The sequence below is a fragment of the Achromobacter pestifer genome (genome assembly GCF_013267355.1).
Classification (GTDB): Bacteria; Pseudomonadota; Gammaproteobacteria; order Burkholderiales; family Burkholderiaceae_B; genus Achromobacter; species Achromobacter pestifer_A.
The window spans coordinates 1,422,025-1,446,919 of record NZ_CP053985.1; the positions used below are offsets into that span (position 1 = coordinate 1,422,025).

At 65.3% G+C, this 24,895-nt stretch carries 24 protein-coding genes and 2 tRNA genes; 11 read left to right on the forward strand and 15 right to left on the reverse strand.

From position 1 onward, the window contains the following. Positions 1-64 precede the first annotated feature (64 nt). From dnaK to hrcA, 6 genes are all read right to left on the reverse strand, one after another. Positions 65-1,990, reverse strand: coding sequence for a molecular chaperone DnaK (gene dnaK, locus FOC84_RS07005; RefSeq protein WP_173143792.1), 1,926 nt, complete (start codon positions 1,988-1,990; stop codon positions 65-67). Positions 1,991-2,070: 80 nt separating this feature from the next. Further along, positions 2,071-2,475 carry a thioredoxin family protein gene (locus tag FOC84_RS07010; protein ID WP_173143793.1) on the reverse strand — a complete coding sequence of 135 codons (405 nt, stop codon included), beginning with the start codon at positions 2,473-2,475 and terminating at the stop codon, positions 2,071-2,073. Positions 2,476-2,489: 14 nt separating this feature from the next. After that, entirely contained in the window at positions 2,490-3,047 is a 558-nt protein-coding gene (grpE, locus tag FOC84_RS07015) for a nucleotide exchange factor GrpE (protein WP_173143794.1), read from the reverse strand. A gap of 230 nt (positions 3,048-3,277) precedes the next feature. Further along, positions 3,278-3,511, reverse strand: a complete 234-nt coding sequence (locus tag FOC84_RS07020; RefSeq protein WP_088138699.1) for a hypothetical protein — start codon at positions 3,509-3,511, stop codon at positions 3,278-3,280. After that, positions 3,501-4,616 carry a ferrochelatase gene (hemH, locus tag FOC84_RS07025; protein ID WP_173149996.1) on the reverse strand — a complete coding sequence of 372 codons (1,116 nt, stop codon included), beginning with the start codon at positions 4,614-4,616 and terminating at the stop codon, positions 3,501-3,503. The genes FOC84_RS07020 and hemH overlap by 11 nt, the downstream gene beginning before the upstream one ends. Before the next feature lie 45 nt (positions 4,617-4,661). Beyond that, the gene (hrcA, locus tag FOC84_RS07030; RefSeq protein WP_088138698.1) at positions 4,662-5,666 is read right to left on the reverse strand and encodes a heat-inducible transcriptional repressor HrcA; all 1,005 of its coding nucleotides are present in this window, start codon (positions 5,664-5,666) and stop codon (positions 4,662-4,664) included. Positions 5,667-5,807: 141 nt separating this feature from the next. Between hrcA and FOC84_RS07035 the strand changes: the two genes are divergently transcribed. Both FOC84_RS07035 and recN read left to right on the forward strand, forming a co-directional pair. Further along, the gene (locus FOC84_RS07035; protein WP_054450031.1) at positions 5,808-6,707 is read left to right on the forward strand and encodes an NAD kinase; all 900 of its coding nucleotides are present in this window, start codon (positions 5,808-5,810) and stop codon (positions 6,705-6,707) included. A 13-nt stretch (positions 6,708-6,720) separates the two neighbouring features. Next, the gene (gene recN, locus FOC84_RS07040) at positions 6,721-8,376 is read left to right on the forward strand and encodes a DNA repair protein RecN (protein WP_173143795.1); all 1,656 of its coding nucleotides are present in this window, start codon (positions 6,721-6,723) and stop codon (positions 8,374-8,376) included. A gap of 143 nt (positions 8,377-8,519) precedes the next feature. Here recN and fur read toward each other — a convergent pair whose 3' ends face one another. Beyond that, the gene (gene fur / locus FOC84_RS07045; protein WP_043543731.1) at positions 8,520-8,939 is read right to left on the reverse strand and encodes a ferric iron uptake transcriptional regulator; all 420 of its coding nucleotides are present in this window, start codon (positions 8,937-8,939) and stop codon (positions 8,520-8,522) included. 152 nt (positions 8,940-9,091) lie between these two features. On the opposite strand from fur, the gene FOC84_RS07050 reads away from it, so the two are divergent. Next, the gene (locus FOC84_RS07050) at positions 9,092-9,628 is read left to right on the forward strand and encodes an outer membrane protein assembly factor BamE (RefSeq protein WP_173143796.1); all 537 of its coding nucleotides are present in this window, start codon (positions 9,092-9,094) and stop codon (positions 9,626-9,628) included. Between the two features lie 15 nt (positions 9,629-9,643). Beyond that, positions 9,644-10,435 (forward strand): 4-hydroxy-tetrahydrodipicolinate reductase, encoded by a 792-nt coding sequence (dapB, locus tag FOC84_RS07055; protein ID WP_173143797.1) that lies wholly within the window; start codon positions 9,644-9,646, stop codon positions 10,433-10,435. Between the two features lie 64 nt (positions 10,436-10,499). On the opposite strand, the gene murB is transcribed toward dapB, so the two are convergent. Continuing rightward, on the reverse strand, positions 10,500-11,546 hold the full coding sequence (gene murB, locus FOC84_RS07060; RefSeq protein ID WP_173143798.1) for a UDP-N-acetylmuramate dehydrogenase: 1,047 nt from the start codon (positions 11,544-11,546) through the stop codon (positions 10,500-10,502). Positions 11,547-11,789: 243 nt separating this feature from the next. Between murB and FOC84_RS07065 the strand changes: the two genes are divergently transcribed. The 6 genes from FOC84_RS07065 (at position 11,790) to FOC84_RS07090 (ending at position 16,881) form a co-directional block, all read left to right on the forward strand. After that, positions 11,790-11,865 (forward strand) — tRNA-Gly (locus FOC84_RS07065). A 278-nt stretch (positions 11,866-12,143) separates the two neighbouring features. Next, positions 12,144-12,217, forward strand: a tRNA-Cys gene (locus FOC84_RS07070). Between the two features lie 78 nt (positions 12,218-12,295). Next, positions 12,296-12,529: a hypothetical protein gene (locus FOC84_RS07075; RefSeq protein WP_173143799.1), complete on the forward strand. Its 234-nt coding sequence runs from the start codon at positions 12,296-12,298 to the stop codon at positions 12,527-12,529. Positions 12,530-12,611: 82 nt separating this feature from the next. After that, positions 12,612-14,072, forward strand: coding sequence for a catalase (locus tag FOC84_RS07080; protein WP_173143800.1), 1,461 nt, complete (start codon positions 12,612-12,614; stop codon positions 14,070-14,072). Between the two features lie 128 nt (positions 14,073-14,200). After that, positions 14,201-15,817, forward strand: coding sequence for a thiamine pyrophosphate-binding protein (locus tag FOC84_RS07085; protein ID WP_254241929.1), 1,617 nt, complete (start codon positions 14,201-14,203; stop codon positions 15,815-15,817). 62 nt (positions 15,818-15,879) lie between these two features. After that, positions 15,880-16,881: a Bug family tripartite tricarboxylate transporter substrate binding protein gene (locus tag FOC84_RS07090; protein ID WP_173143802.1), complete on the forward strand. Its 1,002-nt coding sequence runs from the start codon at positions 15,880-15,882 to the stop codon at positions 16,879-16,881. Here FOC84_RS07090 and FOC84_RS07095 read toward each other — a convergent pair. Beyond that, the gene (locus FOC84_RS07095) at positions 16,878-17,843 is read right to left on the reverse strand and encodes a LysR family transcriptional regulator (RefSeq protein WP_173143803.1); all 966 of its coding nucleotides are present in this window, start codon (positions 17,841-17,843) and stop codon (positions 16,878-16,880) included. The two genes, FOC84_RS07090 and FOC84_RS07095, sit on opposite strands and share 4 nt — an antisense overlap. Before the next feature lie 119 nt (positions 17,844-17,962). Here FOC84_RS07095 and FOC84_RS07100 point away from each other — a divergent pair, with 119 nt between their 5' ends. Continuing rightward, a complete protein-coding gene (locus FOC84_RS07100) occupies positions 17,963-19,492 on the forward strand; it encodes a CoA-acylating methylmalonate-semialdehyde dehydrogenase (protein WP_173143804.1) in 1,530 nt (509 codons plus the stop codon). A gap of 12 nt (positions 19,493-19,504) precedes the next feature. On the opposite strand, the gene FOC84_RS07105 is transcribed toward FOC84_RS07100, so the two are convergent. The 6 genes from FOC84_RS07105 to FOC84_RS07130 form a co-directional block, all read right to left on the reverse strand. After that, on the reverse strand, positions 19,505-20,257 hold the full coding sequence (locus tag FOC84_RS07105) for a sulfite exporter TauE/SafE family protein (protein WP_367949485.1): 753 nt from the start codon (positions 20,255-20,257) through the stop codon (positions 19,505-19,507). 6 nt (positions 20,258-20,263) lie between these two features. Next, positions 20,264-21,265, reverse strand: a complete 1,002-nt coding sequence (locus FOC84_RS07110) for a Bug family tripartite tricarboxylate transporter substrate binding protein (RefSeq protein WP_173143805.1) — start codon at positions 21,263-21,265, stop codon at positions 20,264-20,266. Positions 21,266-21,436: 171 nt separating this feature from the next. Continuing rightward, positions 21,437-22,342 carry a LysR substrate-binding domain-containing protein gene (locus FOC84_RS07115; RefSeq protein WP_173143806.1) on the reverse strand — a complete coding sequence of 302 codons (906 nt, stop codon included), beginning with the start codon at positions 22,340-22,342 and terminating at the stop codon, positions 21,437-21,439. 53 nt (positions 22,343-22,395) lie between these two features. Further along, entirely contained in the window at positions 22,396-23,229 is an 834-nt protein-coding gene (locus tag FOC84_RS07120) for an amidohydrolase family protein (protein WP_173143807.1), read from the reverse strand. A gap of 48 nt (positions 23,230-23,277) precedes the next feature. Continuing rightward, positions 23,278-23,958, reverse strand: a complete 681-nt coding sequence (locus FOC84_RS07125) for a fumarate hydratase C-terminal domain-containing protein (RefSeq protein WP_173143808.1) — start codon at positions 23,956-23,958, stop codon at positions 23,278-23,280. Then, on the reverse strand, positions 23,952-24,887 hold the full coding sequence (locus tag FOC84_RS07130) for a fumarate hydratase (RefSeq protein WP_173143809.1): 936 nt from the start codon (positions 24,885-24,887) through the stop codon (positions 23,952-23,954). The genes FOC84_RS07125 and FOC84_RS07130 overlap by 7 nt, the downstream gene beginning before the upstream one ends. Between the last annotated feature and the right edge of the window lie 8 nt (positions 24,888-24,895).

Genomic DNA, 24,895 nt, shown 5'->3' on the forward strand with positions numbered 1-24,895 from the left:
GAGTACGCCCGGTAGGCGGATTTCTCCGGCTACCGGGCGGCAGAGGCAGGTCAGCGCCCGGCCATTATTGGTCGCGCTTGACTTCCTTGAAGTCGGCGTCGACGACATTGTCGTCCACCGGCTTCGCGTTGTCGGCCGCTTGCTGCTGGCCGGCGGCTTGTTGCGCCTGCATGTCGGCGTACATCTTTTCGCCCAGCTTCTGCGAAACCGTCGACAGGGCTTCCACCTTGGCGTCGATCGCGGCCTTGTCGCCTTCCTTCAGCGTGTCTTCCAGGTCCTTGATGGCGGCTTCGATGCTTTCCTTTTCGGAAGCTTCGAGCTTATCGCCATACTCGGTCAGCGACTTGCGGGTGGCATGCACCAGCGCATCGGCCTGGTTGCGCGCCTGGGCCAGTTCGGCGACGCGGTGATCTTCCTCGGCGTTGGCCTCGGCATCCTTGACCATGCGCTGGATCTCGTCTTCCGACAGACCCGAGTTGGCCTTGATGGTGATCTTGTTTTCCTTGCCGGTACCCTTGTCCTTGGCGGACACGTGCAGGATGCCGTTGGCGTCGATGTCGAACGTGACTTCGATCTGCGGCATGCCGCGGGGCGACGGCGGGATCCCTTCGAGGTTGAACTCGCCCAGGGCCTTGTTGCCCGCGGCAATTTCGCGCTCGCCCTGGAACACCTTGATCGTCACGGCCGGCTGGTTGTCGTCAGCGGTCGAGAAGGTCTGCGAGAACCGGGTCGGGATGGTCGTGTTCTTCTGGATCATCTTGGTCATCACGCCGCCCAGGGTTTCGATGCCCAGGGACAGGGGAGTGACGTCCAGCAGCAGCACGTCCTTGCGGTCGCCCGACAGCACGGAGCCCTGGATGGCGGCGCCAGCGGCGACGGCTTCATCGGGGTTCACGTCCTTGCGCGGATCCTTGCCGAAGAATTCCTTCACCTTTTCCTGGACCTTGGGCATGCGAGTCATGCCGCCGACCAGGATCACGTCGTCGATGTCGGAAACCTTCACGCCGGCGTCCTTGATGGCCACGCGGCAGGGCTCGATCGTGCGTTCGATCAGTTCTTCGACCAGCGCTTCCAGCTTGGCGCGCGTGATCTTCAGGTTCAGGTGCTTCGGACCCGAGGCATCCGCCGTGATGTACGGCAGGTTGATTTCGGTCTGCTGCGTCGAGGACAGTTCGATCTTGGCCTTTTCGGCGGCTTCCTTCAGGCGCTGCAGGGCCAGCACGTCCTTGGACAGATCAACGCCTTGTTCCTTCTTGAACTCGGCAATGATGTAGTCGATGATGCGCTGGTCGAAGTCTTCGCCGCCCAGGAAGGTGTCGCCGTTGGTCGACAGCACTTCGAACTGCTTTTCGCCATCCACGTCGGCGATTTCGATGATGGACACGTCGAACGTGCCGCCGCCCAGGTCATAGACGGCGATCTTGCGGTCGCCCTTTTCGGTCTTGTCCAGGCCGAACGCCAGCGCGGCAGCGGTAGGTTCGTTGATGATGCGCTTGACTTCCAGGCCGGCGATGCGGCCGGCGTCCTTGGTGGCCTGGCGCTGGCTGTCGTTGAAGTAGGCGGGCACGGTGATGACGGCCTCGGTCACTTCTTCGCCCAGGTAGTCCTCGGCGGTCTTCTTCATCTTGCGCAGCACGTCAGCCGACACTTGGGGAGGCGCCATCTTCTTGCCGCGCACTTCCACCCAGGCGTCGCCGTTGTCGGCGCGGACGATGGCATAAGGCATCAGGTTGATGTCCTTCTGCACAGCCTTTTCTTCAAACTTGCGGCCGATCAGGCGCTTCACCGCGTACAGGGTGTTGCGCGGGTTGGTCACAGCCTGACGCTTGGCCGGCGCGCCCACCAGGGTTTCGCCATCGTCCATGTAGGCAACGATGGAGGGGGTGGTGCGAGTGCCTTCAGCGTTTTCAATGATTTTGACCTGCCCGCCGTCCATGACAGCCACGCAGCTGTTGGTCGTGCCCAGGTCGATGCCAATAATCTTGCTCATGGTCGGTTACCTTGATTGAATCTGTGAAAATAGAGAGAAACTTCTTGTCCCCACATAACTGGGGCTGCCCGAGGGGTTTTTCAAGACGCCTGGCTGGAATTTTCCGCAGCCGCGTCCTGCAGACGGTGGATGGCCGCCGTGAACTGGGGCAACCCGGGCCAACCCGTGATACGGCCCAGCCGCTTGCCGGCCCGGTACAGCACAAAAGTGGGGACGCCATGCAGGGAAAAACGCCTGCCCAGCGCTTCATCCGCGTAGACATCGGCCTCGAACCAGCTCAGGCCCAGTCCCAGCAGCGTGTCCTGATGCAGCAAGGCCGCCTGCTTGAAAAGATTGCAGTTGTAGCAATCCTGGCCCCACAGGAACACGCAACGCAGGTCCGCCCCCGGCGCCTGGACCACCGCCGCGTCGAATCCCTGGGTGTCGACATGACGCATGCCGAACACCTGGAATACCTGGGCGGGGTCGAACCGGGGATCTGTCATGGCGCGCGGCCGGTTCAGCCTTGGCCGGCGGACACCACCACCAACGCCGGACGCAGGGTTCGATCGGTGATGGCATAGCCCTTTTGCAGCAGCTGCACCACGGTATTGGCGGGCTGCTCGGCGGGAATCGACGAAATGGCCTGATGCTGGTGCGGGTCGAACTTGTCGCCCTGCGCCGGCGCGATTTCCTTGAGCAGATTACGCTCGAAGGCGGCCGTCAGCTGCTTGAGCGTGACTTCGACGCCTTCGCGCAGCGTTTCAACGGTCTGGTCAGGCTGGGCCAGTGCGGCTTCCAGGCTGTCCTTGACCGGAACCAGGCTTTCGGCGAACGACTCGATGCCGAACTTGCGCGCCTTGGACACGTCTTCCTGGGCACGGCGGCGCACATTGTCGGCTTCGGCCCGTACGCGCAAGAGCTGGTCCTGCTGCTCATTGACGGTAGCCTGGGCGGCGTCCAGCTGGGCGCGCAACTCGTTCAGCTCGGCCTGCACGGCGTCCTCGGCGGCGGAGGCCGCATCGGCGTTCTGGCCGACTTCGGGCGTCTGATCTACAGGCTCATGGGGTGCCGTCATGGGGAATCCTCCAAAAAGTATGGCTTTCGCAGACATGAATGGGGGCCAATACCCCTATTTCAAGCCCGGGAAAGCAAATATTCCCTGACGGCTCCGGGTAGCAGAGGCACGTGGAATGTAATCAATAATCCGCCCAATTTCTGCCAAATGCCGTCAAATCTAAGACTGCAAGCACGAATTCGGCGTTTTCTGCCACCACCCGGCTAACGGCGGACCGCCGCCGCGGCAGCCTACTTCTTGTGAGGCTGCGCGGGCGCGGCTGGATCGCTAGCGGGAAAACTGTCCTTCAGGGCGCGATCCACGTCCCGGTCCTCGTCGGGCTCGGGGCTGATTGCGATGGGATCGCTGGCGGGAAAGGTCTCGGCGAGCGCCTCGTCCAGTTCGTGTTCCACCTGATCTTCGTCCACAGGGGTGCTGACCTGCCCCTTTTTGACGATTTTTCCAGTCTTGGGATCATGGTGCATGCGCCTTCTCCTTCAAGTCCGTGATTTGCGTGGGCCATCCCTGCAAGTGGCGTGCCACCAGGTCGGCCAGCCCTGCGATCCAGGCAGGATCGTCGTTGATCGCCGGAATGTAGCGAAAGCGCTTGCCGCCGGCCCCGATAAAGGCGTCGCGGCATTCCAGGCTGATCTCTTCCAGGGTTTCCAGACAGTCTGCCACAAAACCCGGACACACCACATCGACCTCGGTCACGCCGGCCGCGGCCAGCGCCTTCAGGGTAGGTTCGGTATAGGGCTCCAGCCAACGGGCGGTGCCGAAGCGGCTCTGGAAGGTCACCTCGATCTGTTCACGCGGCAGCGACAGGCGCTGGGACAGCAGACGCGCCGTGTCCATGCAATCGCGGTAGTAGGGATCACCCAGTTCGATCGAATAGCGCGGCAGGCCATGGAAGCTCATGACCAGCTTCTGCGGCTTGCCGTGCTCCTGCCAGTAGCGCTCGATGCGGCCGGCCAGCGCATCCAGGTAGGCCGGCTCTTCGTGGAAGCGCTTGATGAAGCGCAGTTCGGGTTGATCGCGCAGGCGGCCGGCATGGCGCGTGACCGCGTCCACCACCGTGGCGGTGGTACTGGCGGCGTACTGGGGATAGAGCGGGACGGTCAGGATGCGCTCGCAGCCCTGCCGGCGCAGGCGCGAGACGGCGTCCGGGATCGAGGGGTTGCCGTAGCGCATGCCGAGCTCCACCACGGCGTCGATCCCGGCTTCGGCCAGGGCGGCGCGCACGCCATCGGCCTGGCGCTGGCTGTACACCATCAGCGGCGAGCCTTCCTTCATCCAGACGCCGGCGTAGCGCGGCTCCAGTTTCTTGGGCCGCATGGTCAAGACCAGGCAATGCAGGATGGGCTTCCACAGATAACGCGGAATCTCGATCACGCGCGGGTCGGACAGGAACTCGCCCAGGTACTTGCGTATGTCCTGCTTGCCCGGCGTGTCCGGCGTGCCCAGGTTCACCAGCAGCACGCCGACCTTGCCCGGCCCGCGCGGCGCGGGGTCTTCATCGAAGGGGTCTTCCTGCTCGGGTTCCGGCAGATAGCGCTCAGGCCACAGGTACTTGAACAGGCGAAGAAACACAAACACTCCCCTTCCTCCGCAAGGAGGACGTAGCTTTGGATGGACCTACTGGTTGTGGCTGAGGGCGTTGGACAGCAAGCGCGCCGTGATATCCACGATGGGAATGACGCGTTCGTAGGCCATGCGCGTGGGACCGATCACGCCCAGCGTGCCCACGACCTTGCCGTCCACGCCGTAAGGCGCGGTGATGACCGAGACCTCTTCCATCGGCACCAGCTGTGAATCGCCGCCGATGTAGATCTGCACGCCCTGGGCGCGGGTGGACACGTCCAGCAGCTGCAGCAGGTCGGTCTTTTTCTCGAACAGCGAGAACATCTTGCGCAGGCGGTCCATGTCGGACGCGATGTCGGTCACGTCCAGCAGCTTGCGCTCTCCGGAGATGACCATGGCGTCGCCGTCCTCGGCGGCTTCCGCGCTGGCTTCGACCGCGGCCTGCATCAGGCGCGAGATGTCTTCGCGCAGTTGCGCCAATTCGGTGGACAGGGTCTGCCGCACCGCGTTGAAGGACTTGCCGGCGAAATGCATGTTGAAGAAATTGCCGGCTTCCAGCAATTCCGCCTCGGCATAGTCGCGCTGGACGAAAAGGATGCGGTTCTGCACGTCGCCGTCGGGCGTGACGATGATGAGCAGCACGCGCTTGTCGGACAGGCGGATGAATTCGATCTGGCGGAACACCTGCGCGCGCTTGGGCGTCAGCACCACGCCGGCGAACTGGGTCAGGTTGGACAGCAAGGCCGCCGCGGCGTTGACGGCGCGCGTGGGTTCGGCGGCTGCCAGCATCTCGCCCATGTTGTGCGGTTCGAGCTGGTAGGACTGCACCGCCAGCAGCGAATCGACGAACATGCGGTAGCCCCGCGGCGTGGGAACGCGGCCGGCGGAGGTGTGCGGGCTGTGGATCAGGCCCAGTTCTTCGAGGTCCGCCATCACATTGCGGATCGTGGCCGGGGACAAGTCGAAAACTTTCGATAGCGTCCGCGAGCCGACTGGCTGCCCATCGGCGATATAGCGTTCGATCAACGCTTTCAGTAGTGCGCGTGCGCGGTCATCCATAGCAAGTATTTTAGGGAATCTTTTTCAATTGAGGCGATTTTTGTCCCGCAAGCCCATATGCGGCCCCATATAATCGGCTAAACCGCCCATTCCGGGCAGGTTTCGGCTTCTGGTCTGGCCTTTCTTGATACGCAAGCAGCCATGCATTTTCCTACCGTAGCCCTGATCGGCAGATACCAGGACACCGGCCTGGACACACCGCTGAGAGCACTCGCCCACGCGCTGACGCAAGCGGGCCGGCAGGTGCTCATCGATGCGGACACGGCGCGCAATACCGGACTGACCGAATACCCCGTCGCCACGCTCGAGGAAATCGGCAAGACCGCGTCGCTGGCCGTGGTCATGGGCGGCGACGGCACCGTGCTGGGCGCAAGCCGCCACCTCGCTCCCTATGGCATGCCGCTGGTCGGCATCAACCACGGGCGCCTGGGTTTCATCACCGACATCGCGCTGCAGGACGCGCACGGCGCCCTGGCGCGCGTGCTCGAAGGCAGCTTCCAGATCGAGGAACGCATGCTGCTGGAAGGCAGCGTGTGGCGCGGCGACCAGAAAATGTATTCCGCGTCCGCCCTGAACGACGTCGTGCTGAACCGCGCGGGACGCGGCGGCATGATCGAAGTGCGGGTGGAGCTGGACGGCGCCTTCATGTACACGCAGCGCGCCGACGGCCTGATCATCGCCACGCCCACGGGCTCCACCGCGTACGCGCTGTCGGCCAACGGCCCCATCCTGCATCCGGGCATGAACGCCATGGTGCTGGTGCCCGTGGCGCCGCAAACGCTGTCCAACCGCCCCATCGTCATTCCCGACAGCGGCGTGCTGAACATGACGCTCACGGCCATGGGCCGCGTGGAGGTCGGCGCCAGCGTGCATTTCGACATGCAGACCTGGTCCGACCTGCAGCCGGGCGACCGCATCGTCGTGCAGCGCGCGCCCTATACCATCCGCTTCGTGCATCCCGAAGGCTACAGTTTCTTCTCCACCCTGCGCCGCAAGCTGCACTGGAACCTGATGCCCGAAGCCTCCGACAACGTAGAGTAGTAAGCGCCCCGACATGCTGCGCACCCTGCATATCCGCGACTTCGTCATCGTCGAACAGACCGAGATCCATTTCGGCCCCGGCTTCACCGTCTTTTCCGGCGAAACCGGCGCGGGAAAATCCATACTGGTGGACGCGCTGGCGCTCGCGCTGGGCGAGCGCGGCGACGCCAGCATGCTGCGCGAAGGCGCGCCGCGCGCCGACATCACCGCGGTCTTCGATACGCCCAAAGGGCTGATCGCCTGGCTGCAAGAGCGCCAGATCGACGCCGACACGGAGCTATCCTTGCGCCGCGTCATCGACGCCCAGGGCCGCAGCCGCGCCTATATCAACGGCACGCCCGCCACCGTGGCGCAATTGCGCGAACTGGGCGACAGCCTGGTCGACATCCATGGCCAGCACGCGCACCAGAGCCTGATGCGCGCCGACGCCCAGCGCGACCTGCTGGATGCCCACGGCGGCCATGGCGAACTGCGCAACGCGGTCGGCCAGGCCTGGAAGCAATGGCGCGCGCTGGCACGCCAGCTGGAATCCGCCGAAAAGGACGCCGCCAGCCTGGCCACCGAGCGCGACCGCCTGCAATGGCAGGTCGACGAACTCGATCAGCTGAATCTCGGCCCCGACGAATGGGATGCGCTGCAGTCCGAGCACACGCGCCTGTCGCATTCGCAATCCCTGCTGGATGGCGCCACGCAGATCCTCGAAGCCCTGGACGGCGAAGGCGATTCCGCGCACCACCGGCTCACCTCGGCGAACCACCGCATCCAGCAGATGCTGCGCCATGATCCCGGCCTGCAGGGCGTGTACGACGAACTGGAATCCGCCCGCATCGCCGTGAGCGAGGCCGTGTCGGACCTGAACAACTACGTCAGCCGCGTCGACCTCGATCCGCGGCGGCTCGTGACCGTCGAAGCCCGGCTGGGCCTGGTGTTCGAAACAGGCCGCAAATTCCGTGTCGAGCCCGACGCGCTTTGCGAGCTGCGCGACACGCTGCATGCCCAGCTCAAGGCGCTGCAAGCCGCGGGCGACATCGATGCCCTGCGCGCCCAGACGCAGGCCGCGCAGGCGCAGTACGACGCCACGGCCGCCAAACTGACGACGGCGCGCCGCAAGGTCGCCAAGGACCTGGGCAAGCAGGTCACGCAGGCCATGCAGACGCTGGCCATGCAAGGCGGCAAATTCGAGCCCACGCTGGCCGAATCGGCGCCGTCCGCGCAGGGCAACGAGCAGGTCGAATTCCTGGTGGCCGGCCATGCCGGGACCACGCCGCGTCCGCTGGCCAAGGTGGCCTCGGGCGGTGAACTGTCGCGGATTTCGCTGGCGCTGTCCGTGATTGCCAGCCGCGCCGCGCGCGTGCCCACCCTGATCTTCGACGAAGTCGACAGCGGCGTGGGCGGCGCGGTGGCCGAGGCCGTCGGCAAGCTGCTGCGCGAGCTCGGCGAACGCCACCAGGTGCTGTGCGTGACCCACCTGCCCCAGGTCGCCGCCTGCGCCAACAATCAGTTCCTGGTCAGCAAGGCCGAATCGCGCGGCGTCACCCGCTCCAGCATCGAAGAGCTGGACGCCTCCGCCCGCGTCGAGGAAATCGCGCGCATGCTGGGCGGCATCAAGCTCACCGCCACCACCCGCGAACACGCCCGCGAAATGCTGGAAGGCTTCGGGCAAGACTGAACTGCCGGCCTGCCTTTTGAAGGCGGCCCTCCGGCAGAAAAAGGGTCGATTCCCGCCATAAAAAAATCCCCTTCAACTTGAAGGGGATTTGGATCTCACTTGCCCGCCGCGAGCGTAGCCGCGGGCCGTCCGATAGGGCCGGATCAGCGGCCCTTCATGCAGCTGCCGCAAATGCCGTACAACACCATGGCGTGGCTTTCCAACGCGAAGGAGTTGTCCTTGGCAATCTTTTGCTGGCGCTTTTCGATCTCGGGGTCCGAAAACTCGACCACCTTGCCGCAATTCGTGCAGATCAGGTGATCGTGGTGATCGCCATCGTTGAGCTCGAACACCGCCTTGCCGCTGTCGAACTGGCTGCGGGCAAGGATGCCGGCCTGTTCGAACTGGGTCAGGACGCGGTAGACCGTAGCCAGCCCGATTTCGACGTTTTCGCCGATCAGGGCGCGATAGACGTCTTCGGCGCTCAGGTGCCGTTGATCCGATTTCCGGAAAATATCAAGAATTTTCAGGCGAGGGAACGTCGCCTTCAAACCCATGTTCTTCAGTTCGCTTTGGTCGCTCATGGTGTAATCGCTCTCCGTCCGCGTTGGCATGGGCAGGATAGGTTCACCGCGAGCCGGCTCACCGAAATCATGCCGCCACGCGGAACTATCCTTATGAAACCTTTATGATAACGGTTTTGTCTGCTTCCAAATAATAGGGGCGCGTAGTGTCCATGATTGCACGAATTCCCTCCCGCTCGCTGAAGACCGGCCTGATGGTGGCCGCCCTGGCCGTCGCCCTGGCCGGATGCTCGGGGGACAAGTGGGGCTTCCCCTACAAGGCCGGCGTCCAGCAAGGAAACTGGATCACCCAGGAGCAGGTCGCCCTGCTGCAGCCCGGCATGACGCGCGAACAGGTGCGCTTCGCCCTGGGCAGCCCGACGCTGACCAGCGTACTGCACGCCAACCGCTGGGACTACCCCTACTACTTCAAGCCCGGCTACGGCGAAGCCCAGGAACGCAAATTCACCGTCTGGTTCGAAAACGACCGGCTGACCCGCTGGGAAGGCGACAAGCAGCCTGACCTGCAGCCCTACCAGATCAACACGCCCAACGCCGTCGCCGACGAAAAGGCGGACAAGCGCCTCACGGAAGACGAGGCGCGCCAGAAGGAAGAGGCAGACCAGCTCAAGCGCGACTCCGCCGCTCCGGTCAGCCCCCTGAACCAGTATCCTGGCCAGCCCGGCAACGCCCCCGAGCCGCTCAAGTAACACCAAGGATTATCTATGCGTATTGCAATTGCCGGCGCCAGCGGCCGTATGGGCCAGATGCTGATCGAAGCCGTCCTGAACGCCCCCGGCCTGCAGCTTGCCGTGGCGCTGGACCGTCAGGGCTCGGCCGCGCTGGGCCAGGACGCCGGCGCGCCGCTGGGCAAGCAAACAGGCGTGGCGATCACCGATGATCTCGACGCTCTGGCCCAAGCCGACTGCCTGATCGACTTCACCCGTCCTGAAGGCACGCTCGAACACCTGCGGGCCTGCGTCAAGCATGGTGTGAACGCCGTCATCGGCACCACCGGTTTCGACGACAACGGCCGCGCCGCGATCGAAGTCGCCGCCCAGAAGATCGGCATCGTCTTCGCGCCCAACATGAGCGTGGGCGTCAACGCCACCCTCAAGCTGCTGGACATGGCCGCGCGCATCCTGAACTCCGGCTACGACGTCGAAGTGTTCGAAGCGCACCACCGCAACAAGGTCGACGCGCCCTCGGGCACCGCGCTGAAAATGGGTGAAACCATCGCCTCGGCCTGGAACGTGGCCCTGCCGGACGTCGCCACCTGGAGCCGCCACGGCGATACCGGCGTGCGCAAGCCCGGCACCATCGGCTTCTCCGTGCTGCGCGGCGGCGAAATCGTGGGCGATCACACCGTGTCCTTCTGCGGCACCGGCGAACGCATCGAGATCACGCACCGCTCGGCCAGCCGCGCCACCTACGCGGAAGGCGCCCTGCGCGCCGCCCGCTTCCTGGAAGGCAAGCACAACGGCCTGTACGACATGCAGTCCGTGCTGGGCCTCTGAAGCCCTCGCCAGCAAGAAAAAAGGACCCTGCGGGGTCCTTTTTTCTTGCCAGGCCGAAACAGCCTCACACCACCACGGGTTCCGGCTCCAGCCGCACGCCATAGCGCTCGGACACCGCGCCCTGGATGGCATGCGCCAGGCCCATGATGTCGGCTGCCGTGGCCCCGCCGCGGTTGACCAGCACCAGGGCCTGCCGCTCGTGCACCCCGGCGGCGCCCAGCGAGCGTCCCTTCCAGCCGCACTGGTCGATCAGCCAGCCGGCCGCCAGCTTGTAGCCGCCATCCGGCTGGGCATAGGACACCAGGCCCGGAAAACGGCTGAGCAGCGCATCGCGCACGCCCGCCGACACGATCGGATTCTTGAAGAAGCTGCCCGCATTGCCCGTCACCGCCGGATCGGGCAGCTTGGCGCGGCGGATCTCGCACACCGCGTCAAAGACGTCACGCGCGGTCGGCGCACCCTCGGCCAGCCGGACGTGACGCTGCAGGTCCGGGTAGCCCAGCACCGGGCGCCAGGGCCGGGGCAAGGCAAAACGCACGCTCACGATCACCCAGCGGCCCGGCTCGTCGTGCTTGAACACACTGTCGCGGTAGGAAAACCGGCAATCGGCCGCGCTCATTTCGACATGGCGGCCCTCACGCACATCCCAGGCGGTCAAGCTATGGAAGCGCTCCTCGAGTTCGACGCCGTAGGCCCCGATGTTCTGCACCGGCGCCGCGCCCACCGTGCCGGGTATCAGCGCCAGGTTTTCCAACCCGTCCCAACCCTGGTTCACGCAGGCCTCGACAAAGCCGTGCCAGGTCTCGCCGCCCGCCGCCTCGACCAGCCAGGCATCGGGCCGGGCTTGCAGCAGGCGCACGCCCTTGAACGCGACGCGCGCCACCAGCCCCTCCACCTGGCGCGGCAGCACCAGATTGCTGCCACCGCCCAGTACCAGCAGGGAAGACGCCTCGCGCGCCAGCTGCGACAGCGCCGGCAGTTGCGCCGGATCCCCCAGCGTCACGAAGGCGTCGGCCCGCGACGCCAGCCCCAGCGTGTTCAGCCGGGTGAGATCCTGGCTGACGGGAAACAAGGCGGGGGACGCATGGGTGTGAACGGGAGAATTTGACATGAGTGCTGCGGATTGCTATAGTTTCTGTCTTCGCTCATATTACTTGATTGAGTGCTTGCCCTGCGTTTCGGGCCTTGTTCGAAAACTGCTTGCCGTGTGCAAAACGCAGTGAACAAAGCCAAGAAAACACAGGCCAAGACAAGCTCGAAAAAATCATGTAGAATGCGCGCCTTCTGATCGATAACCAAGTTGATCAGAGTGAATAAGAAAATAGGTTCTGGCTGTTTCAAGTGCAGAACCCATGCGGGAGTAGCTCAGTTGGTAGAGCGCAACCTTGCCAAGGTTGAGGTCGCGAGTTCGAGACTCGTCTCCCGCTCCAAATTTTGATTTCCAGACCCGCTCTGGAAATTCTTGAGAAAGGGCCTTCGGGCCCTTTTTTCATTTCCGCGCCCGAAGCGGCGCATCTTCCCGCACCGCCCCGCGGCCCCGAGCGCGCCGCAACTCTCGGGCACGGATCCCTCGCCGCCACGCGGCCCATGACATACATACCCTTGACCTGCGTCATTCATCCTGGACGTTAGGACAATTTTCGTGGATTCGCGGAAATCCACGCTCTGCCCGGCTTGCGTACCATTCATTACGTCCTAGGACAAAAACGGCGCGGTGGCAGAGTGGTCATGCGGCAGATTGCAAATCTCCTGAGGTTGGTTCGATTCCAGCCCGCGCCTCCAAGACCTGCCTGGCATATCCGCCCATGGGGCACGGTTGCCAGGACGCAGCCGCCATGGCGGCACGCCAAGGAGATCGTTTTGATTCAAGTCACCCTGTTCCATGACGGTTGCAATCTTTGCCTGGGCATAGACCGCAGCATGGCGGCGGCCTTCGCGACGCCGCAGCATCGCTACGAATCATTCGACCTCGCGCGGCAGCCCGAGTCCGCCGCCCAGGCCAAGGCTCTCGGCATCACCCGCCTGCCGTCCCTCGTCATCGACGGCCGCGTGCTGCGCCTGGAGGACCACTCCCCCATCGAGCACTACGCCTGAACCCGGCTTGGCCGGATCCGGGCCGCGCGATGCACCCGCTCCTGAAGGCCGCAGCCCAGTTGAACAATGAAAGGAGCCCATCATGAGCAAGCTCACCACCGCATTCGGCGCGCCCGTTCCGGACGACGACAACACCATGACCGCCGGCCGGCGCGGACCGGCGCTATTGCAGGACGTCTGGTTCCTGGAAAAGATGGCGCACTTCGACCGCGAGGTGATCCCCGAGCGGCGCATGCATGCCAAGGGCGCCGGCGCCTTTGGCACGTTCACGGTCACTCATGACATCACGCGCTACACCAAGGCCAGGATCTTCAGCCAGGTCGGCAAGCAGACCGACATGTTCGCCCGCTTCTCCACGGTGGCGGGCGAACGCGGCGCGGCAGACGCCGAACGCGACATCCGCGGCTTCGCGCTCAAGTTCTACACCGAGGAAGGCAACTGGGACCTGGTCGGCAACAACACGCCGGTCTTCTTCGTGCGCGACCCGCTGAAGTTCTCCGACCTGAACCGGGCCGTCAAGCGCGATCCGCGCACAGGCATGCGCAGCCCGCAGAACAACTGGGACTACTGGACGCTGCTGCCCGAAACCCTGCATCAGGTGACGCTCATCATGGGCGACCGCGGCATTCCGAAGAGCTATCGCCACATGCATGGCTTCGGCAGCCACACCTATAGTTTCATCAACGCCGCCAACGAACGGTTCTGGGTCAAGTTCACCTTCAAGACCCAGCAAGGCATCCAGAACCTGACGGACGCCGAGGCCGGACAGGTCATCGCCGCGGACCGCGAGAGCAACCAGCGCGACCTGTACGAAGCGATCGAACGCGGCGAGTTCCCGCGCTGGACCCTGTACGTGCAGATCATGCCGGAGGCCGAGGCCCATGACTATCATCTCAACCCCTTCGACCTGACCAAGGTCTGGCCTCACCAGGACTATCCCTTGATCGAGGTCGGCGTCCTGGAACTCAACCGGAACCCGGAGAACTTCTTCGCCGACGTCGAGCAGGCCGCGTTCAGCCCGGCGGTGATCGTGCCCGGCATCGGCTTCTCGCCCGACAAGATGCTGCAGGGCCGCCTGTTCTCGTATGGCGACACGCAGCGCTATCGGCTGGGTGTGAACTACCCGCAGATCCCGGTGAATGCGCCTCGCTGTCCGTTCCATGGCTACCATCGCGACGGGGCCATGCGCGTGGATGGCAATGGCGGCAGCGTCCCCGCATACACGCCCAACAGCCATGGCGCCTTGCGGCCGCAGCCAGACTACTCCGAACCGCCGCTGGACATCAGCGGCGCCGCGGCCCGCTGGGACCACAGGGAAGATGCCGATTACTACTCCCAGCCCGGCAATCTGTTCCGCCTGATGGCGGCGGACGAAAGGCAGAGGCTGTTCGAGAACACGGCGCGCGCGATCCGTGGCGCCTCCGAGGAAGTCATCGAACGCCACATCGCCAATTGCACTCGAGCCGACCGGGCCTATGGGCAAGGCGTGCGCGATGCGATCGCGGCGCAGGCCACGCACAGGCATCCGCAAGCGATGCCCTAGGTTCAAAAAACATCAACCAACACGCCACGGATAGCCGATAAACTGAACTCTCCCATAGCCGGTAAAAAAGGGGCGCGCAGGGTTTCCCAAGCGCCGCCCAAGCGGAGAGACAGGTGCTTGGATCCCAGTTGATTATCCGTACGCTGCATCGCCTGGGCGTCAAGACCATCTTCAGCCTGTCCGGCAATCAGATCATGCCGCTCTACGATGCCTGTATCGACGCAGGCATCCGCATCATCCACGTGCGGCATGAGGCGGCCGCCGTCTTCATGGCGGATGCATGGGCCCAGATCACCGGCGAACTCGGCGTTGCGATGCTGACTGCGGCGCCGGGCATCACCAACGGCCTGGCGCCGCTCTATTCTGCGTCGCAGGCGGAAAGCCCCGTGCTGCTCATCTCCGGCGATTCGTCCGTTGGCGAAGACGGTTCGGGCGCGTTCCAGGAACTGGATCAGGTCGCCATCACCCGTCCGCTGACCAAGCTTTCGCTGCGTCCGCTGACCACGCAGGAACTCTACCCCGCCCTCGAAAGCGCAGTCGCGCAGGCGCTTGCGCCCCGGCGCGGGCCAGTGCATCTGGCCCTGCCCTTCGATCTGATGACGGCCGAAACTGGCCTGGCCGAGCTTCCCGCCCTGGCGCAGAAGCACGAGCCTGCCGCGTTGGACGCAGCCGGCATGGAACGACTCGCTGCGCTGGTCAACGTGGCGCAGCGCCCTCTGGTGCTGGCCGGTCCCGCAGGCGCACGGCCTCGCATGCGCACAGCCCGCGAGATGCTGGAAGAAAAGCTTGGGGTGCGCATCATCCCCATGGAAAGCCCCCGAGGCCTGAAGGATCCGTCCCTGGGCTCCTTGGGCGGACTCATCGCACAATCAGACCTCATTGTGCTGGCGGGCAAGTGCCTGGACTTCACGCTGGGCTTCGGCGGCACGGGCGCACTGGGCCAGACGGCCCGGGTCGTGGCGATCGACCCCGACCCCGCAATGCTGGAACGCGCGGCCCGCCTGCTGGGCGACCGCTTGGCCCTGGCCCTGCAGGGCGATCCCTACGCAGTGCTTGCCGCGTTGCGGACAGCGCCGGCGCCCGCCGAGCGCGCCCCATGGCGCGCGCAGGTGGATGAAGCGCTGCGTAACCGCAGCACCCTTGGCGCCTCCAATGCCACCGCCGACGCATTGGGGCCGCGCGCGCTGTGCGTAACGGTCCAGGCTTTTCTCGCCTCCGCCCCCAACCCCATCCTGGTCTGCGACGGCGGCGAATTCGGCCAATGGGCGCAGGCCTACTGCCAGGCCCCGGTACGGATCATCAACGGCATGTCCGGCGCGATCGGCGCGGGCGTCTGCTACGCGATCGCCGCCAAGATCGCACGGCCCGACGCCACCGTGGTCGTCCTGATGGGCGACGGCACGGCGGGCTTCCATCTGATGGAGCTGGACACGGCGGTACGTGAACAGGCCGCGATCATCGCCGTGATCGGCAACGACCTGCGCTGGAACGCGGAACACCTGATCCAGATGCGCACCTATGGCCCGCAAAGGCTGATCGGCTGCAAACTTGCGCCGACCGCGCGTTACCACGAAGTCGCCGCGGCGCTCGGTGGGGCAGGCTTTGCCGCGCGGGACAGCGACAGCCTCGCCACCGCGCTGAACATGGCGGCGCACAGCGGGCTGCCCGCCTGCATCAACGTTTCCCTGGCGGGCGAACCCGCCCCGGTTTTCAGCGCGTCAACGCAGTCCGCGACCGGTCATTGACCTCGAGGCATCGAGCCCAGCTGCAGTCCGGTTTCGTCCCTTAGCACGACAGGAGACTTCCCATGACCAGACCTACCGGCCTGCCGGCGGGCGCGTTCGCTCGCGCCGCGATTTGCATGCTTGCCTCGCTTCCGGGCCTGGCAAGCGCCCAAGCCTATCCTTCCAAACCGGTCCAGCTCATCGTTCCATTCAGCGCGGGCGGCGACGCCGACATGGCGGCCCGCAATCTGTCCGCCGCCGCGCAAGGCATGCTTGGCCAGCCTATCGTCGTGGTCAACAAGGCCGGGGCGAATGGCGCGATCGGCTCGGCCGCCGTGAAGAACGCCGCCCCCGACGGCTACACCCTGCTGGTCGGCCGGATAGGCTCCCAGGTCCTGCTGCCGGCGCTACAGCCCAAGACCACGCCCTACACCGCCCGGGACTTCACGTACATCGGGCTGCTGGAGCTGAACCCGGTGGTCTGTGTCGTGCATCCGGACAGTCCCTACAAGACGATCGGCGATCTGGCGCAGGCGTTGAAGGCCCATCCCGGCAAGCTCAACTACAGCCATTCCGGCCCGGCCACGGTGCAGAATCTTGCGCCGCAGCTGCTGCTCAGCAGCCTCGGCCTGAAGCCCGAGGCCGTGGTCAACGTCCCCTACAAGGGCGGCAACGAGGTCGCGTTGGCGGTGCTCAGCAAGGATGCGGACTTCGCCTGCAACAACCTGAGTTCGATGACGGGCATACTCGCCAGCGGCAAGCTACGGGCCTTGCTGACGACCACGCCGGAACGCTTGGCGCAGTTCCCCGACATACCCACCGCGCGCGAGCTGGGGCTGCCGCAACTCGAAGCGGTCATAGGCTGGAGCGGATTGTTCGGGCCGCCGGACATGAGTCCCGAGGCCGTGGCCAAATGGGCCGCCGTGCTCAAGCAGATCTCACAGGATCCGAAGTGGATCGCCGGCAACGCCAACTTCGGCGGCATCCCCCACGTCCTGTCGCCCACCGAGACGGAAAAATACGTCAACCAGGGCGCCGCGATCTACGCCGACCTGGTGGCCAAGGCCGGGTTACAGGTCAATTAACTTGCCTCATTCCCCGCTCCTGGCGGTCCGCCGAGTCCGGCGGACGCCGGGATCGCCTCGCGCAGGTAGCCGACGAACGAGGACACGGTCAGGGGCACTCGCGGCGTGTAGGGCCTGACTGCGTAAAGGCGTTCCGCATAGTCGCCCACCACCCGCCACCCGCGCAGAACCTCGACCAACTCTCCGCTGCGCAGGGCCTGGTTGGCGCTGAAATCCGGCAGCAGCGCGATCCCCAGGGACCCGACAGCCACCTCCCGCAGCACTTCGCTGTTATTCGCGGTGAAGCTGCCACGCACCGGCACCGCCACGCGCTTGTCCCCGTCACGCGACTCGAACGACCAGGAAGCACTGCCGCTGCGCCGCAGGTAATGCAGGCAATTGTGGGCCGCCAGATCCATCGGCGTCTTCGGCGTGCCGTGCCGCGCCAGGTATTCCGGGGTCGCAACCAGCACCGAGCGCGTCTCGCAGATGACCGAGGCGACATGCGTGTCCGGCACGCCGGCCACGTGCCGGATCGCCAGGTCGAAGCCCTCGGTCGCCAGGGATGCCAGATGGTCGCTGAGTTCCAGCTGGATCCGCACGTCGGGAAAGTCCTTCAGGAATCCAGGTATCAGCGGCGCAATGACCTGGCGTCCCAGGGCCACGGGCGCGGTCACGGACAGCACGCCGCGCGGCCCCTCGGACAGATCCCGCACGGCCGAGAAACCCTCCTCGATGCGCAGAAAGGCCGCCGCGGTCTGGTCGACCAGGCTCTGCCCCGCCTCGGTCAAGCCGACGCTGCGGGTGGTGCGGCGCACGAGGGGGACGCCAGCCGCCTGCTCCAGCTCCACGATGCGCTGGCTCACCGAGGCCTTGCTGATCTGCAGGCGGCGCGCGGCCGCCGTGTAGCTGCCGGTATCGGCCAGCACCCCAAGGCAATGGATATGCGACCACAGATCTTCCAGGCGCCTGGTTTTCGTCATGTCCTGCTCCATTGTTCGAAACATCAAACACTGATTCCAGCCCCCTGATCTCGACGGCCGGGCCGCAATGCGCGACATTGCCAGCTCCAGAACACCATGCTTGAGCACAGGAGCCAGCCATGACCGCAAGCAATGCCAGCGCCCAATCCCGCGATGCCGGACACTACATCGGCGGCAGCCTCGTCGAGGGGACAGGCAGCCGCCAGCCCGTCTACAACCCGGCCACGGGCGTCGTCGCCAGGCAGGTGGCCCTGGCCACGCCCGAAGAGGTGAACCGCGCCGTGGCCAGCGCCCGAGCGGCATTTCCGCAATGGGCGGACACCCCTCCCATCCGCCGCGCCCGCGTGCTGTTCAGGTTTCTTGAACTGATGAACAAGCATCGCGACGAACTGGCCCACCTGATCACCGCCGAGCATGGCAAGGTTTTCAGCGATGCGCAAGGCGAAGTCACCCGCGGCATCGACATCGTCGAGTTCGCCTGCGGCGTCCCCCAGCTCCTGAAGGGCGCTCACACGGAACAGGTCTCCACCGGCATCGACAACTGGACGCTGCGCCAACCGCTGGGCGTGGTGGCGGGAATCACGCCGTTCAACTTTCCGGTGATGGTGCCCATGTGGATGTTCCCCGTGGCGATCGCGGCGGGCAACACCTTCGTGCTCAAGCCCAGCCCCACCGACCCCAGCGCATCGTTGCGCATCGCCGAACTGCTGCGCGAGGCAGGCCTGCCCGATGGCGTGTTCAACGTGGTGCAGGGCGACAAAGTGGCGGTTGACGCGCTGCTGGAACACCCGGACGTGAAGGCAATCAGTTTCGTCGGTTCCACGCCCATCGCCAACTACATCTACGAGACCGGCGCGCGCCACGGCAAGCGCGTGCAGGCCCTGGGCGGCGCCAAGAACCACATGGTCGTGATGCCGGATGCCGACATCGACCAGGCGGTCGATGCTCTGATCGGCGCCGGCTACGGCTCGGCCGGCGAGCGCTGCATGGCGATCAGCGTGGCGGTGCTGGTGGGCGACGTGGCCGACCGGCTGCTGCCCAGGCTGATCGAGCGCACCAAGACGCTGAAGGTGCTGGACGGCGAGAACCCCGCGGCCGAGATGGGCCCCATCGTGACCCGCGCCGCGCACGAACGCATCAGCGGCTACATCGACCTCGGCGTGCAGGAAGGCGCGCAACTGCTGGTGGACGGCCGCGGCTTCCAGGGCTCGCAGGCGGGCGCAGGTTGCGGCGACGGCTTCTGGATGGGCGGCACGCTGTTCGACCACGTCACGCCGGACATGCGCATCTACAAGGAAGAAATCTTCGGCCCGGTGCTGGGCTGCGTGCGCGTGAAGGATCTGAAAGAGGCGGTGGACCTCATCAACGCCCACGAATTCGGCAACGGCGTGGCCTGCTTCACCCGTGACGGCAACGTGGCGCGCGAATTCGGCCGGCGCATCGAGGTGGGCATGGTGGGCATCAACGTGCCCATCCCGGTGCCCATGGCCTGGCATGGCTTCGGCGGCTGGAAGCGCAGCCTGTTCGGCGACATGCACGCCTATGGCGAGGAAGGCGTGCGCTTCTACACGCGGCAGAAGTCGATCATGCAGCGCTGGCCCGAAAGCATCGGCAAGGGCGCCGAGTTCGCCATGCCGACGGCCAAGTAGCGGCAGCCTGCCTCACGCAGGCGAGACCCATCCGCGATAGATGGCGCCCGCGCCCGCTATCGCGAGCAGCACGAAGATGGCTCGCTTCAGCAGTTCCGGGGACACGCGAATCCTGAGGCGGGAACCGCCGTACAGGCCGATCAGGGCCACGGGCAGCAGCACGGCGGCCGCGGACAGGATTTCCGGCTGCGCATAGAGTCCGGCGGCGCCGAAGGCCGCCGCCCGGATGATGCCGCTGGCCAGGATAACCACCGAGATCGTGGCGCGGAACTGGTCCAGCGCATCCAGCCGGCGCGACAGATAGATGGTGTAGATCGGTCCGCCGGTCCCGAACAGCGCGCTGAAGATGCCGCCGAACACGCCGAACGGCAAGGCCCAGAGCGTATTCATCGGCGCCGACGGCTTGGCCCGCCCGCCACGCAGGCCCTTGATGCACACTGCCAGCACGAAGCTGCCCAACAGGATCAGCGGCCAGCGGGCGCCGGCATTGTGCAGCAACGTGACGCCCAGCCCTATCCCGAGCAGCAGCCAGGGAAACAAGCGCTTGAGCTCGGCCAGGGACACACGCCGCCAGTTGCTGCCACCCACCAGCGCGGTGCAGGCCAGGTCGAACAGCACCACCAGCGGAACCGCGAACTGCAAGGGCATGAACTGGACCAGCAACGGCACGGCCACCATGGCCGCGCCGAATCCCGTCATCCCGAAGACGACATAGGCGACAAGGACGACGGGCGCGGCGAAGGCGAGCGTATCGGGCGGCATCATGCGGGCTCAGCTTGCGGTGATCTTCTTCTTTTCCACCAGCGCCTTCCACTTGGCGGACTCCCTGGCGATCTCTTCCTTGAGCGCGGCAGCGGGCACGATGGTCGCCGACATGCCCTGGTCAGCCAGATAGCGCTGCATGTTGGGCTGTTCGACCGCCTTCCTCGCGTCGGCCAGCAGACGGTCGACCGAGGCCTGGGGCGTGCCCGCCGGCGCCAGCAAGGCGAACCAGCCCGTGAACTCGAACCCCGGCACGCCATCCTCCGCCGTGGTCGGCACGTCCGGCAGCAGCGCCGACCGCTCCTTGCCTGTCACCGACAGCGCCCGCAGGCGTCCTCCCTTGAGCAGCGGCACGATGGCGTTGATGTTGCCCACGGCGACTTCGATCACGCCCGCCATGAGATCCGTGTAGGCCGGGCCCTCGCCCTTGTACGGGACGTGCATGAGTTCGATGCCGGCAGCATCGCTGAAGGCTTCACCCGCCATATGCGTCTGGCTGCCCACGCCCGCCGACGAGAAGCTGAGCTTGCCCGGCCTGGCCCGGGCGTACTCGATCAGCTCGCGCGTGTTCTTGACGGGCACATTGGCGTTGACCGTGATCACCATGGGCCCGTTGGCCACCTTGCCGACGGGGCTGAAGTCAGCCAGCGAATAAGGCAGCTTGCTATAGATGAACTGGTTGACCGTGAACATGCTGCCCGATGCGAGCAACAGCGTATAGCCGTCCGCCGCCGCGCTGGCGACGGCCTGCGCGCCCACGCTGCCGCCGGCTCCCGCGCGGTTCTCGACGATCACGCTCTGTTTCAGGCCCTTGCCCAGCTCAGCCGCCAGCGCACGGCCCAGCAGGTCGGTGGCCCCGCCCGCCGAAAATGGGACGATCATGCGTATGACCTTGTCCGCAGGCCAGTCGGCCCGCGCCGGCAAGGCGATAAACGGCGTGAGCGCGAGGCCACAGCCCAGCGTCTTGACGATGCGGCGGCGCGCATTATTGGGTTGATTTTCGTTCTTCATGGATTTGTCTCCTTCAGTTCGCGGGACGGCGAAGCGCGTCGGCTCGCGGCCGGCTGACGATTCGCCAGGCAGCAACTGACCCTCGGGCCGATGGCTCGATTTTTTTGGGGCGTTGCGGTGTTTTTCTGCGGACTACTGGGCTGCTGAACTACGGAACTACCGGACTACAAACTACTGGCCGGGACCGGCCTGCTCCACGGCGTCGCGCTGACCGGCGCAGACTGACTTCAATGCATCGAGCAACAACTGCGTAAGATGGGCCCGCGGGTTCTCCTTCGGCGCCAGGATGCCCAGGCGGCGCGTGACCGTGGGCGAACCGAACGGAATGACGCGGATGCCCGGCGGAAATTCGTTCCTGCCGCGGCAGGCCGGCACCACCGATGCGCCCAGGCCATTGGCCACCATGGCGATCACGCCCTCCAGGTTGTCGATCTCCATGGTCGAACGCACGGTGATGCGCCTGCGCACCATCTCTTCCTGCACCAGATGTCCCACCCGCGCCGAGCGGTTGAAGCGGACATAGGGATTCTGTTCCAGGATCTCCTGATCGCTGGCGCCCTTTACCGAACGATGCGCGATGACGACCAACTGCTCCTCCACGAACGGCAGGAAATCCAGGCCCGAGCGCGGCGCGTCGGGCTCCGTCACGATCGCCACGTCCAGCTGGCGGTGATAGATGGCGCGCTCGAGGTCATGCGTAAGCCCCGTGGTAACGTGGACCTCCAGGCCGTGGCCCTGCTTCTGCAGGTGGCGCAGCGCAAGCGGCAGCACGCCCGACACACAGGTATGGACGCTGCCCAGCCTGAGCAGTCCCGACGAGGTGCCCTTCTTCAGGGCGGCGCTCATGCTCTCCCAGTGCGCGATCAGGTCGCGCGCCCGGTGCACCAGCGCCAGCCCCGTGTCCGTGAGTATCGGCGGACGCCGGCTGCGGTCGAAGATCGTGATGCCCAGTTCATCCTCGAGCGCGCGGACCTGCATGCTCACCGCCGACAGCGACAGACCGATGGTATTGCCGGCCTCGGCGAAACTGCCGTGGTCTGCAATCGCGATCAGCGTGTAAAGCGTCCGGATGTCCATGCAAGAAGATTCCTGGTGAAAGGCAGCATTACGGAAAGGAGGAGTATGCCGCGCTAGACGCCGAGCAGCCGCCGCGCATTGCCTCCCATGACTTTGCCGAGATTATCTTCCCGGATCGGCAAGGTCTCGAACCACTCTTTGTACCCTTGCACCGGGCAGAACGGGAATGAGCTGGCGTATAGCATCCTGTCCGAGAGAAAGCCGTCGGCCGCCTTCACGTACTCCTCCCAGCCTGGCATGCGGGAAAAATACATGTCGGGCGACAGCCACAGATTCTGACGCCGGAAGGCCAGATGCAGGATCTCATTGACCCAAGGCCACCCGCCATGAGCGACCACCACATTCAGGCCGGGAAAATCCGCCAGCACCCGGTCGGTCCGTATCGGGTCCGAATAGCTCAGGTCCGGCCCCGCCGTGCCTCCGACCATCATGATCACCGGCACGCCCAGGTCCTCGCAGTGGCCGTAGATCGGATAGAGGCGCCTGTCGTCGGCGTACATGGGCACCGGGTAGGAACCCGGCTCGATGTTGATCAGCTTGAAACCGTCCTGCACCGCCTGGCTGATGGTCTGGCATGCGCGCCGCCTGTCGGTGGGGTCGATGGAGGCGGCGCCGATGAATCGGTCCGGGTGCTCGGCGACGATGCCGCGCACGTCCTCGTTGGACACGCTGCCCAGCACGCCGGCCAGGCGGCCCACGACCACGCCTCGGTCTATGCGCGCGGCGTCCATTTCTTTCAGCAGCAGCGCCATCGATTGCTGCTGCGCCGCCGCCGACGGCTCGAAACCCACCGTCCGCGTGAAACCGTCGCGGCGCGCTCCCGCCGAGTACATCAGCGTGTCCAGGAAACCGCCTACCGGCGGCCGCAGCCTAAAGTCGATGATCATCTGAATATCCCCGTCAATACATGGTTGCTGGGAGCCGCGGCGCCGCGCCTACATCACTTCGTCCTTGCGGTCGTCCGTCTCGCCATAGCGGTGCAAGGCGGGCGGCTTCAGCCCTGCGTAGAGTTTCTCGATGCCCGCGTTGATGGTCTCGGCGTGCTGCGCGAAGAGCGAATTGCCTTCGAGGTCGCTCTCGACAATGAAGGGCCCGAAGTTCTCGACCTCGAACAGCCACATGGCCTGCGCGATGCCCAGTTCGTCCAGCCAATGCACTTCGCGCACGCGCTTGATGCCCCGGCCCAGCAAGGCGCCGGTGCCGTAGCCCACGGTCGTCAGATAGATCGCGCCGCCTGGCGCCAGCACTTTCTTGTAGTCATCGGCGGGCATGCCGCCCTTGCCGATCAGGATGCGGCAGCCGGTTTCCTCCAGCCAGCGCGGTATCCACTTGGAAAAGCGGAACGAGGCGGTGGCGGTGACTGCGCCCACGTTGTAGCCGCCGCGGCCGTCCGGCGCGGCAGCCGGCGAGCAATGGAAGTTGACGTTGCTGACGGCGCGCAGGTCCACGGGCAGCGGCAGGCCCTGGTCCAGCACTTTCTTGTAGACGCCTTCGCGGGCCGTATAGACCATGCCGTTCAGATACACGGCCGAGCCGAGTTCGAGCCTGGCGATGTCTTCCCGCCTGGCGGGCAGGTCCAGATGAAAGACCTTGATGTCGTCGTCGTTGCTTACCATTCGACCGTCTCCCGGCGCATGTAGGGCGTGAACCATTGGGGATCGGTGCGGTACTCGATCTTCCCGTTGGCATGGATCCGCGCGGTGGCACGGCGCGAAGACAGGCAGAAGGTATGCAGGCTGATGGGCATGCCACCCGTGTGGGTGTAGCCGCACTCGATATGGCAGTCCACCACCATGCCGGAGCCGACGAAACCCATCGCGCCCATGCCGATGGAATTGCCCAGTTGCATCAGCTCCAATTCGAGTTCCGCCACCTTGGGGTCCGGGTTGCGGTCCCCCACCGTCCGCAGGCAGGCGGCCTGCTTGCCCAGCTGCATGCAGGTGTCCTTGGAGCCGCCCAGCCCGATGCCGACGATGGCCGGCTGACAGGCCAGTCCGCGCTTGCCGAAGGCGATCAGCGTGTCCAGCACGAAGCGCTTGATGCCGTCTATGCCATCGCCGGGAAACAACATGCGGTAGTCGGTGCCGAACAGCCCGCCTTTGTGCACGGTGGTGATGTCTATCCAATCACTGTCCGGCTCGAAGGACCATTCGACCTCCGGTGCGTTGATGCCGACGTTGTTGTTGTGGTCGGTGCGCCACAGCGGATGCACGCGGTTGGGCCGCAGCGGTACGCTGACCGTGGCCTCGGCGGTGGCGTGGCGCAGCGCGCGCTCCACGGCGACGAAACCATTGTCGACCGAAGCGTTGTTGCCCACCTTGACGTAGTAGCGCGGCAGGCCGGTGTCGGCGCACATGGGACGCCGATCCTGGTCGGCGGCCTCCCAGTTGTCCACCATGGCGTGGATGACGAAGCGCGGCAGCTTGCCGGTTTCCTTCTTCTGCAGTTCCTGGATGCCGCGCTTGTAGTCGGCCGGAATCTCGATGGCCGCGCGGCGCATGATCTCCAGCGCCGCCTCTTCAACTTTCTGGACAGGGATGCTCATGGTTGGAG